This window comes from Aphanizomenon sp. CS-733/32, assembly GCF_028330045.1.
Lineage (GTDB): Bacteria > Cyanobacteriota > Cyanobacteriia > Cyanobacteriales > Nostocaceae > Dolichospermum > Dolichospermum gracile.
This window is the reverse complement of sequence record NZ_JAQMSE010000085.1, coordinates 1-10,249: the sequence shown is the minus strand read 5'-3', so window position 1 is coordinate 10,249 and position 10,249 is coordinate 1. Positions and strand designations below refer to the sequence as shown.

The 10,249-nt window shown below is 36.2% G+C and carries 12 protein-coding genes and 1 tRNA gene; 1 reads left to right on the top strand and 12 read right to left on the bottom strand.

Features of this window, described 5'->3' with window-relative positions; all coding sequences use genetic code 11:
- Positions 1 to 34: 34 nt before the first annotated feature.
- The 12 genes from PN471_RS06800 to pstC all read right to left on the bottom strand — a co-directional run bounded on the left by PN471_RS06800 (position 35) and on the right by pstC (position 10,079).
- Complete coding sequence (locus tag PN471_RS06800) at positions 35 to 1,099, bottom strand: SAV_2336 N-terminal domain-related protein (protein ID WP_271776194.1); 1,065 nt, start codon at positions 1,097 to 1,099, stop codon at positions 35 to 37.
- Positions 1,100 to 1,140: 41 nt separating this feature from the next.
- Positions 1,141 to 2,103 carry an AAA family ATPase gene (locus PN471_RS06795; protein ID WP_271776193.1) on the bottom strand — a complete coding sequence of 321 codons (963 nt, stop codon included), beginning with the start codon at positions 2,101 to 2,103 and terminating at the stop codon, positions 1,141 to 1,143.
- An 8-nt stretch (positions 2,104 to 2,111) separates the two neighbouring features.
- Positions 2,112 to 3,506: a VMAP-C domain-containing protein gene (locus PN471_RS06790; RefSeq protein WP_271776192.1), complete on the bottom strand. Its 1,395-nt coding sequence runs from the start codon at positions 3,504 to 3,506 to the stop codon at positions 2,112 to 2,114.
- Positions 3,507 to 3,543: 37 nt separating this feature from the next.
- Positions 3,544 to 3,747, bottom strand: coding sequence for a hypothetical protein (locus tag PN471_RS06785; RefSeq protein WP_271776191.1), 204 nt, complete (start codon positions 3,745 to 3,747; stop codon positions 3,544 to 3,546).
- Between the two features lie 113 nt (positions 3,748 to 3,860).
- Positions 3,861 to 4,628 carry an Rpn family recombination-promoting nuclease/putative transposase gene (locus PN471_RS06780; RefSeq protein WP_271776190.1) on the bottom strand — a complete coding sequence of 256 codons (768 nt, stop codon included), beginning with the start codon at positions 4,626 to 4,628 and terminating at the stop codon, positions 3,861 to 3,863.
- Positions 4,629 to 4,762: 134 nt separating this feature from the next.
- Positions 4,763 to 5,629 (bottom strand): trypsin-like peptidase domain-containing protein, encoded by an 867-nt coding sequence (locus tag PN471_RS06775; protein ID WP_271776189.1) that lies wholly within the window; start codon positions 5,627 to 5,629, stop codon positions 4,763 to 4,765.
- Between the two features lie 14 nt (positions 5,630 to 5,643).
- Positions 5,644 to 5,973, bottom strand: a complete 330-nt coding sequence (locus PN471_RS06770; RefSeq protein WP_271776188.1) for a CU044_2847 family protein — start codon at positions 5,971 to 5,973, stop codon at positions 5,644 to 5,646.
- 375 nt (positions 5,974 to 6,348) lie between these two features.
- Positions 6,349 to 6,419: transfer RNA gene (locus tag PN471_RS06765), tRNA-Cys, on the bottom strand.
- A gap of 133 nt (positions 6,420 to 6,552) precedes the next feature.
- Positions 6,553 to 7,149: a chromophore lyase CpcT/CpeT gene (locus tag PN471_RS06760; RefSeq protein ID WP_271776187.1), complete on the bottom strand. Its 597-nt coding sequence runs from the start codon at positions 7,147 to 7,149 to the stop codon at positions 6,553 to 6,555.
- 79 nt (positions 7,150 to 7,228) lie between these two features.
- On the bottom strand, positions 7,229 to 8,008 hold the full coding sequence (pstB, locus tag PN471_RS06755; RefSeq protein WP_271776186.1) for a phosphate ABC transporter ATP-binding protein PstB: 780 nt from the start codon (positions 8,006 to 8,008) through the stop codon (positions 7,229 to 7,231).
- A gap of 38 nt (positions 8,009 to 8,046) precedes the next feature.
- A complete protein-coding gene (pstA, locus tag PN471_RS06750; protein ID WP_271776185.1) occupies positions 8,047 to 8,919 on the bottom strand; it encodes a phosphate ABC transporter permease PstA in 873 nt (290 codons plus the stop codon).
- Positions 8,920 to 9,089: 170 nt separating this feature from the next.
- Positions 9,090 to 10,079 (bottom strand): phosphate ABC transporter permease subunit PstC, encoded by a 990-nt coding sequence (pstC, locus tag PN471_RS06745; RefSeq protein WP_271776184.1) that lies wholly within the window; start codon positions 10,077 to 10,079, stop codon positions 9,090 to 9,092.
- 16 nt (positions 10,080 to 10,095) lie between these two features.
- Between pstC and PN471_RS06740 the strand changes: the two genes are divergently transcribed.
- Complete coding sequence (locus tag PN471_RS06740; RefSeq protein WP_271776183.1) at positions 10,096 to 10,218, top strand: hypothetical protein; 123 nt, start codon at positions 10,096 to 10,098, stop codon at positions 10,216 to 10,218.
- Positions 10,219 to 10,249 lie beyond the last annotated feature (31 nt).

Here is a 10,249-nt window from a genome sequence, read left to right as displayed (position 1 = left end):
TTCCAAATGTGGTTTTAGTGTGTCTCGTAATAAGTTAATCTGGTTCATAGGGGTTTCTTTGATTGTGTGGTAACTTTCTATGAAACCCTTTCTCTGTTTCCTTTGCAAGCTTTTTCTCTATTTTTTGTCCTGTACAGAGTGCTTTTGTAGGTTTTTGTTCCAACCACATAGGGAAATCATGAACAGTCAATTTAGAATTGAGTAAACCTGGTTCAATAGCACTTAAAGAAACGGAAATACCCAAATCTAAAACAGTACGTTCCCATAATTGTTCCGGTAATAATTGCAGAACAGTCACCAAAACTTGTTTAGACCATAATTCTAATGTTTTGTGTATTTTTCCTTCCCACCATAAAGAGGAAATACAATCACTAATTAATAATATTAACCGTCTACTATTAGGTTCTAATAGTTCTTTATCACTGCGGGAACGTTGTTTTTTTGTGGCTTTTCTCTGCTGGTGAAAAAATTGCGGTTTACTATCTGAACTTGTGCGTAAACTCCAAGTATAGACATTTCTAAAAGCTCCATGTCGTTCCATTAATTTGCGAAACTCATTAATAGTTTCTTCCCAAACTACAGTCGCACGGTTTTCCTCAACAACTATCACCAAATCTAACCAACGTTCTCGCGCAGGTTTTAAAACTGGTATCCAAACATCATTTTCTGCTATTTGTTGGGCAGTATTTTCTTCATCTAAAACAAATTTTATCCGAGATGGAACTTTCCGCATCAATGGACGGAGTGACCTACCAATTTCTAAAGCATTAGGTAAAGCAGTAACAGCAGGAGATTTAAAAGGTACTCCCGGTGATGCAGGTTTTGATTTTTCAGAAGTTGATTTTGCAGTAGAATCAGATGATAAATTAGAACCTATATCATCTTCTTTATAAGCTTTAGCTACTGGTTCTTGAGTTTTTTCTACTGTGGAATTATCCGAAAAATCTAATTCTTGAGAACTTTCTTGTTGAGGTAATTTAGAAATCTCAGTTTGAGAACTTTGATTTGGTTGAGTAACTTCATCAACAGATGTAATTGCTGATGGTAATTTTATCTGGTTTGCTAACCAAAGAGTATCAGCAATTTCTTCTGCACTCATGTCCAGTTCTAGGTGTTGTAGAAGTTTAATCAACCTGTTCATCATGAGTCCTCGGAACTAGCTAAATATTTTAATATTTTCTCAATTAAACCATCTTTAGTTGTACCTGTTGGTGAATTTTCTCTAGTAACTAAGTAAACGGCGTTAAGAAGTTGGTCTGTTGCTAATTCCCCATTTTGACGTTTTTCGAGAAATTGATCAATTAACTTATCCGCTATTTCAGGTAGTTTATCATCTAACTGTAGATGTGCTTTAACTATTCGTTCTAATTCTTTCTTATCCGGTTCTTGAATATTTAATCTTATACAACGTCTTAAAAAAGGAGGGGGAAAATCTCGTTCCCCATTACTGGTTAAAATCACAAAGGGAAAGGATGTACAGCGAACTCTACCTTTTTCAATAGTGGCTTTTTGATCCTTATATGCTGTCTGTACTTCTACCCGATCTAGTTTATCAGCTATGCGTCTTAGTTCTGGTATTTCAAATTCTCCCTCTTCAAAAATATGTAGTAAATCATTAGGTAAGTCAATGTCACTTTTATCAATTTCATCAATTAATAAAACTCTGGGTTTATCAGATGGTAGTAAAGCTGTTCCCAGTGAACTTAAATTAATATATTTACCAATTTCTGCTAAGTTATCTTTGTCTTTATCTTTAGCATCTTGTAAACGTCCTATGGCATCATAACTATAAAGTCCATCTTTTAGTGTGGTACGGGTGGTAATTGGCCAATGTAATACTTCTCCTAATCCTAACTCATAAGCTACAGCATAGGCTAAAGAAGTTTTACCTGTACCTGGTTTACCAGTTACTAATAAAGGTCGTCGTAAATATAAAGCCGCATTCACTAAGTCTATTTCTTCTGAACGTGCTTGAAATGTCTCAGCGCGTCTTTTTTTGGGGTCACTATTAGTGTTATTAAAATCTCGCCAACTTGGTGGTTCTGGAAGTGTCCAGTTTTTATTGACTTGATTGTTTCCTTGAAATATTTTCCAGTCTGTCATAAGAATACCTAGTTAGTAATGATTGGTTCAGGTTTATATGGTAAAATGTGAGGATTTTCGTAAATGATAAAAACATTATTTACGAATAGATATTGATTTTCATGAAGCAAAAAATCCATATATTGTTCCATAACGTGATTAGGTAATTTATGAATACAACAATTTAATTCGTTATTTGCTCTATTTTCATATTCTTGTCGCTCTAAATTAATTTTATCTCGGTGACAAATGGCGACAGGAACAGCATTACTCTTTAATGAAATAAAAATCTTAGTAATTTTATCAGCATCATTTTTGTTATTTTCATCAAATAGGTTTAGTATAACACCAATTGCTTGATTCATTAATGAAGAAAATCTTTTTTCATCATATTCATGTAGCTTTTGAAAATTATTACAGGTGATATTTTCTAATTTCTGCCATTTATCAATCCAATTGTTTTGTTTAACATTGAGATAATTGGTATCTAATCGTGTAACATCACGAACCATCACCGGATATTTATCACGTACATATATTATTTCTCCAAAATCATCAATTTCCCATGTTTCAACAGGATGATTCAGGTATTGTGGAGGTAGAAAAAATACAAATTTTATTTTACTTTCTAACTGACAAGGAATTTTTTGGAATAATGAACAAAAAACTTTTTTGATGTCATTGAGTGTGAATTTATCATCGGGAGAATTAGAAAAACTAATTGGATTAAACTCTGTTTGGTGTTTCATATAATTTTGAATATTAGGAATAACACTACCACTAATTTTAAATTTTGGTGTTTTTGATCTTGATTTTGTTGTTAACGTTTCTATTTTAATTAATATGTATGATTCCGGTTTAGTATCAGTATTTGGACATTTTGGGTTAACATCTTGAATCAGTTTATCAAAATCTTCTATATTATTGCTTCCCCATTTTTTTAAGTCTTCTAACTTTGTTTGATCAATTTGATGAATATGATTATTAGTAATTAAATATTTGATAAATTTCGTTGTATGGTGGTTACGATTAAATTTTATATTACTATCTAAATTACGTTTATCCAGATCATACAAATCTTTAACAATACCTTCTACTGTGGTTTGATGCGAATTTACTGCATCAAAAGATTTATCAGCTGTTTGTTTATAAGCTGTTTGAATAGTAGCTGTATCCAGATTAGCAGTTAAAATATTAATCAGATTATTAATCAGATTTGGAAAACTATCGGATTTTAATTTTCCTATTTCCTGCTCAAGTTCTTCCAGTTCTTCATAAAGTCTCTTTGCTTGTCGCTGTAGTTGATTTTTTTGTTCAGCATTGTTCGTTTCAGTAATTTGTTTATTAAGGTCTTGAAAATCCTCTTTCGTCGCTTGGAATCTTTTTTCTAATTCTTCACGTTTGATATCTTTAGCTCTTTCCATATTATAAAAAATCTCCAGAATTTATACTCAAAATCGTTTAATATTCGGATTTTAATTTTTCTATTTCCTGCTCAAGTTCTTCCAGTTCTTCATAAAGTCTCTTTGCTTGTCGCTGTAGTTGATTTTTTTGTTCAGCATTGTTCGTTTCAGTAATTTGGTTATTAAGGTCTTGAAAATCCTCTTTCGTCGCTTGGAATATTTTTTCTAATTCTTGACGGTTGATATCTTTAGCTCTTTCCATATTATAAAAAATCTCCAGAATTTATACTCAAAATCGTTTAATATTTTGACTTAACTGGTGAGGGTTTAGTATTGCTAAACCCTTACAAATAGATGAAAATTTGTCACGTGAAATTATTTACTTTCATTTTTGATGGCTTGTTTCACTACTTCGATATCTAACTCAAATATACGAGCAATTTGTTCTACAGTTAGCCCCTCACTTAACAGTTTAGGAATTATTTCTAACTTAGTCTCTTCCTTCACTTCTTGATAAAATCGAGTTTGTTGCCATTCTGTTAATCCAAACATTGCCTCTAACTCCTGACGAGTATAAGATGAAAATTTGTAAACCAACATTCTCTCTACTAATTCTAAAAGATCACGACCGTTTTCTGCATCTGCTGTTTTCACCAAATTAATCAAACTTCGTGCCTCCTGTATAGCCTTATCTTCAGGAGAAACTACTAATTTAATAATTCCTAAACCAATTGAAGATGATGTACCAACTAATTCATCTAAATAAACTACATGAATTTGCCCAGCAGCTAGTGAAGTTTGATATGCTAAGGGTATACCGACATCAATATCCCGATTTGCCCACAATACTACAGCTTGCCATGATTTTTCAGGTTTATACTGGTTTAAATAAACAAACGCTTCTGTAATTAATCTCCAGTATAAGTTATCATCGCTCTGAAATTGCACTTCTACAAAATAAATCGGGTCTTGTGGGTACTCTGGTTTGGGCAAAAACAAGCCATCTATCCGACGTGCTAACTCTTTGATTTCTACAGAAGAAAACTCGTAGTGTGAAGCCAGTGTCGGTGACTTTTCTAGAACTTCAAATAAAACGCTGGGAAGATTTTGGAGAAGGGTGTAAAATATCGTGTCTGTCTTCATTTAATAACTCGAACATGGGCTGATTAAAGGGGCGGTTAGAAACCGCGTCTACACAGACAAAACTCACCTGCGTGGGTCTCCGAATTCTATTCACTAAACCCCTAAACTCGAAAGTGGTTATTACCCGATCATTTTTAATTATTCTTTAATTTTTCAACGACATCATTCATATCCTGTTCAATCCTGTTTAGTTGTCGTTGTAAATTATTACGACTTTCGGCATTTTCTGTGTGATTCAATTGGTTATAAACTGCTTCATAATCACCTTCTAAAATTACTAACCTTTTGTTCAATTCCCTAGCTTTAATTTCTTGGACTCGACTTAAAGAAGGAGACGAATTTATTGATTGTTGTTGAACAGTTTGATTTAAACAACCCCACGTTTCAAGTAATACAGTTGTCGGTATCATAAATGCCGCTTTCACACCCTCTCGCTTTTTCTCTGCGGCCACAGCCATACCTACAACTCCCTGTAATGATTCATCCCAAATAGGAGAACCACTAAAACCCAGTTCAATCCGATACCCGGGAACTTTAATTGCTTCTATCTGTATCCAACCAGTAGCTTGAATATCACGCAGTTCACCGTCAGCCCAAACACCAGTATCATGTCCTTGGGGAAAGCCAAAGATGCGAAATTTATGTTGCCAATAATCTGATGTGGTGACAAGTTTTACAGGACTCACACCCGTTGGTAGAGTATCATCTATCTGTAATCCCGCAATATCTTCCTTACTTTGTCCTGGGTTCACAGGTTGCCAAAATGCAACATTGGCTTTTACTTTTTGTCCAGGTGCAATCAGAGGAAAATCAACTTCTATGGTTTCAGTTGGAGAATCTTGTGTATTAGTGACAATATCCAAAGCTGCTGTAATTACATGAGCGCAGGTAAGAAGATGGTACTGAGTTACTAAAAAACCAGCACCAACAACTTTACCCTGCTTATTATAAATGCGAGCGATCGCACATTTAAAGACCTGAAAATAATTTTCAGTTGACATAAAACTTACAAATCTTAGTCCTTACTCCACTTCACCGTAATCTCAAAAGTGACTTCTCCACCCACAGAAGTTAAAATTACTCCTGCATCAGCACTGAGTTTGACTCCAAACTTAACTTCCATTTCCTTGGGACCTAAGTCTTTAAATTTGTTACTAATGCTGGCAACTACAGGCTTAATATTATCTAGGGCTGCTTCAAAAGTTTGTTTTGCCTCTGCAATCATGCGACCAGATGGTAAAGCGACTCTCTCAGTAGCACTAAATGTATCTTCTGATTCCTCAATTTCCACTAAGAATTTACCGCCATCTTCTAACTTAAACTCAACTAATTGCTTTTCTGTCATGTATATATATACTGTTAATTAAACTATGCAACATCAAATATATAACATTCCCTGCATATTTGAAAAATAAAAAACCGCACTAGTAATAATTTGTAAATTAGTATATTTTTAATTACATATTGATTTTTTCTTCCGTAGCATTTCTGCCACTCTTCCGGTGAAGCAATACCAAAAAACTGTAATAAATGTTTTACCACTCCTGGTTTATTCTTATCAGTTAATGTAATCCTTTACCGTTTTGGTAAAGAAATTTCTTATATCCCCATCTATGCCAAAAAAATTTAGGACGAGTATTAAACCCGTCCCATAATTTACATAATTTATTACTTATTACCTAAAACCTGGAAATGCTTGGTTTTGGCTGGTTTTTCTCAAAGGCGACACCCGGATTTGAACCGGGGGTGAAGGTTTTGCAGACCCTTGCCTTACCACTTGGCTATGTCGCCGCGCCCACGATTACCTATGATAGCACCATTTTTCCCAATTTGCACTATCTAGGAGAAATTTTTTTAATTATGCTTTTGATTATGAATTTTTTTCACAGACTGGACAGACTAAAAGCCTGTCCTGTATTGGATTTTAAGGATTTAATTTGACTTCTTGGGCAAAATTCCCCCAACGCAGGAAGTAAAAAGGACCTGCGACAGAACCCCAAATATGTTCATCTGTTTCAGGATTTCGCCCTCTGTCACGGCTGATGAACCTTTCACCGTCAATTTCAAAATCACTATCCAAATAGGTTCTTTGCCCGTCACGGATGACAATGCAGCCCTTTCCTGGTTCGACTGTGCCTTTGAATTGGCTGCCAGTCCATTCTACAATCATGTTACAACCAGAAAGCTTTTCTAGGCGATCGCTCGTCAAAGTCTGCAACCTTGGTAAATCGCGGGAAGCACCGTAAAAATCTTTTTCTTCTTTGACAGTATAGTTTTCAATATGGATTTTATCCCCCACAGTTGTCAGATGTAATACCCGCACCCGATAAGGCTTATTCAACATATAGTCATAAGCTTGTTCTACAAACAAACTTACACCTGACAACACCCCCCAATGGAGGGGACGCATACATACACGAATATGGGCAAAAAAAGCCGGATTCTCAAAAACCTGGGCTTGATTGCTAAAATCAGCCGCCATCCAGCGAGCTAAGGTGGCAATATCTGGAGAATGAGTCATACCAATTTCGGATTTGGGAATAGCAATGCTATTAATTTTAAATCCTGATGACGCTTAAGCTACGCATTCGGTGTTGTGATTAACCAAATCGTCCAGACACGTAGTCATGGGTCCGATTATCTAAGGGATTCCGAAAGATTTGACTTGTTTCCCCAAATTCCACCATTTGACCAATACGGCTCTCGTCGGTACTAAAAAAGGCAGTAAAATCAGAAACCCGAGTTGCTTGCTGCATATTATGGGTAACAATCACAATCGTGAATTCTGTTCGCAATTTGTGAATTAATTCTTCTACTTTCATTGTCGCAATTGGATCAAGGGCTGAACAGGGTTCATCCATTAACAGTACCTTGGGTTTAACCGCTAAAGCCCTAGCGATACACAGACGTTGTTGTTGTCCACCGGAAAGACCAGTAGCAGACTGATGAAGTTTATCTTTGACTTCATCCCACAGAGCTGCACCTTTAAGTGCAGATTCGATAATTTCATCTAATGCTACTTTTGAACATTTCCCAGCAATTCTTACACCATAAGCCACATTTTCATAAATGCTCATGGGAAAAGGATTGGGTTTTTGGAAGACCATACCAATTTCTCGCCGCAGACGATTGATATTAATGCGAGGATCATAGATATTTTGACCAAAAAATTCTATCCGACCTTCGACTTTGACTTTTCCTTCTAATTCACTAATCCGATTAATGGTTTTGATGAATGTAGATTTACCACAACCGCTAGGACCAATTAATGCAGTAACTTGGTTTTTGTAGATATCTAGTGATATCCCTTCAATAGCTTTATAGTTTCCGTAGTAAAAGCTAAGATTCTTGACTTGGATGGCAGTAGTTAAGTTACTCATGATTGACTAAAGTAGGAAAGAAAATTTTTTAGTTGACCTTATCTTTTCTTAGCAATTACGCGAGACAGCAAGCTGAAAAACAAAACTAAAGTCAGGAGAATGATGGAGGTTGTCCATACTAGTTCATTTACGGCTGGATCAGGATTGTTATAAAGGTTAAAAATCAATACTGGTAAGGAAGCAGTAGGACTTAATAAACCATCGGACCAATTTTGACTAAATAAAGCGGTAAAAAGTAGTGGTGCTGTTTCGCCAGAAGCACGAGCTATAGCTAAGGAAATCCCCGTAGTAATTCCAGGGATGGCCGAACTAACAATAACACGAAAGGTAGTTTGAAAGCGAGTTCCTCCTAAAGCGGCAGATGCGAGACGCTGGGGAACGGGAATTAGCTTTAAAGCCTCTTCTGTTGTCAATACTATCACTGGTAGCATGATTACAGCTAAAGCAAAACCTCCAGCGATCGCGCTAAATCCCTTAGTTAATAAAACAATCACACCATAAGCAAATATCCCGACAACAATTGAGGGAACACCTGTAAGAATGCTAGTGATAAACCGCACATACTTAGTAAATGGGTTGGTTTGACTAAATTCTGCTAAGAAAATCCCTGTAATTACCCCGACAGGAATACTTAGTAAAGCACCGACACCTACCATAAGTATAGTACCAAGAATAGCATTAGCAAACCCATTTTCAATTAAGGGATGAAATAACATCTCTCGTCTGAAGCCAGAAGCCCCCCGTGACATGATTTCCCACAATATGGATAACAATGGCAACAGTGCTAAACCACTTAGACTAAAGGCAATTCCGGTCATTAAGTATGTGAATATTTGTCTACCTGTGGATAGGGGCTGACATAAGGAAGCCGCAGCGGCTTGATCTGTTTCTGAATTTTGATAAGCACTCATGTTAATTTTGGATTTTGGATTTTAGATTTTAGATTTTGAATTGGCTGTCAAGTTATGAACAAGAATGAGGGATAAAATTTACCAAGAAAGTCTTACAACAGTAAGAAACTTTTACTCCTTCTTTCTTCTTTCTTTCTTCTTTCTTCTTCTTTCCTGACTCCTGACTCCTGTTATCTATTCTTTTTGCCAACCCATTCCACTATTAATACAGCCGCAATATTTATGGCTAGTGTTAAGGCAAATAAAATTAGACCTAAATAACTTAATGCCCCAATATGTAAGCCCGGTTCAGCTTCAGCAAATTCATTGGCTAAAACTGCGGGAATATTATATGCTGGATCTAAAAGAGATATACTAATTTGGGCGGAGTTACCGATTAGCATTGTTACAGCCATTGTTTCGCCTAATGCCCTGCCTAGAGATAGCATTGTGGCGCTGACTATTCCAGAAAATGCTGCTGGTAATAAAACCCGAAAAACTGTTTCCCAACGAGTTCCACCTAAAGCCATAGATGAGCTACGTAACTCTTTAGGAATCACCATCAGAACGTCACGAGAAATGGCTGCCATTGCAGGTAAGGTCATAATGGCAAGAACAATGCCCGCTGTTAACATATTGTTGCCGGCGGGATCTTGTGTATTAAATAGGGGAATAAACCCAAAGGTGCTACCTAACCATTTTTCTATGGGTGTGATGAAGGGAATAAAAATGAAAATTCCCCATAAACCAATAATGACGCTGGGGATAGCAGCAATCAGTTCGATGACGAAGGCTATGGTGGTTTTGACTGAATTTGGCAAAAAATCTTCGCTCGTGACTAAAGCTATTGATATGCCAACGGGAATAGTTAAGATAATGGCGATCGCACTACTGACTAAAGTTCCATAAATATAAGGTAACGCCCCGAAAATCTGATTCCCTGTATCCCAATCTTGACCCCATAAAAAGCCTAGTCCAAATTTATCAACAGCCGGTTCTGCTTGCTGGAAAATTACGTAGGTCATGACAAAGAGGATGGCTACAGTAATCCCAGCGAAGAGATATACTACCCATGTAAATCCTTTATCAAACCAGAAATTAACCCCACCTGTGGATGTTAAATCAATATTGCCATCACTTAAACTTAGTGAATTATTCTGAGATTCAGATGAATTAGCCATGATCAATAAAAAGCTTATGAAATCAGGTATTAGAGGGTGTTTGAAAAGTCTAATTTATTACTTGCAAGGGCGACTAGAAGTCGCAGCTACACAGACGAAACCCACCTTCGTGGGTTCAAAAGCCTTGATTTCTCGTTAGTCCACGCAGGTGGACTTTGTTTGTGTAGTAG

Excerpts from the sequence above, each read along its gene's own strand:
- PN471_RS06800 (WP_271776194.1), bottom strand. The coding sequence starts at position 1,099 with ATGAGTGCAGAAGAAATTGCTGATACTCTTTGGTTAGCAAACCAGATA.
- PN471_RS06795 (WP_271776193.1), bottom strand. The coding sequence starts at position 2,103 with ATGACAGACTGGAAAATATTTCAAGGAAACAATCAAGTCAATAAAAAC.
- PN471_RS06790 (WP_271776192.1), bottom strand. The coding sequence starts at position 3,506 with ATGGAAAGAGCTAAAGATATCAAACGTGAAGAATTAGAAAAAAGATTC.
- PN471_RS06785 (WP_271776191.1), bottom strand. The coding sequence starts at position 3,747 with ATGGAAAGAGCTAAAGATATCAACCGTCAAGAATTAGAAAAAATATTC.
- PN471_RS06780 (WP_271776190.1), bottom strand. The coding sequence starts at position 4,628 with ATGAAGACAGACACGATATTTTACACCCTTCTCCAAAATCTTCCCAGC.
- PN471_RS06775 (WP_271776189.1), bottom strand. The coding sequence starts at position 5,629 with ATGTCAACTGAAAATTATTTTCAGGTCTTTAAATGTGCGATCGCTCGC.
- PN471_RS06770 (WP_271776188.1), bottom strand. The coding sequence starts at position 5,973 with ATGACAGAAAAGCAATTAGTTGAGTTTAAGTTAGAAGATGGCGGTAAA.
- PN471_RS06760 (WP_271776187.1), bottom strand. The coding sequence starts at position 7,149 with ATGACTCATTCTCCAGATATTGCCACCTTAGCTCGCTGGATGGCGGCT.
- pstB (WP_271776186.1), bottom strand. The coding sequence starts at position 8,008 with ATGAGTAACTTAACTACTGCCATCCAAGTCAAGAATCTTAGCTTTTAC.
- pstA (WP_271776185.1), bottom strand. The coding sequence starts at position 8,919 with ATGAGTGCTTATCAAAATTCAGAAACAGATCAAGCCGCTGCGGCTTCC.
- pstC (WP_271776184.1), bottom strand. The coding sequence starts at position 10,079 with ATGGCTAATTCATCTGAATCTCAGAATAATTCACTAAGTTTAAGTGAT.
- PN471_RS06740 (WP_271776183.1), top strand. The coding sequence starts at position 10,096 with ATGAAATCAGGTATTAGAGGGTGTTTGAAAAGTCTAATTTATTACTTG.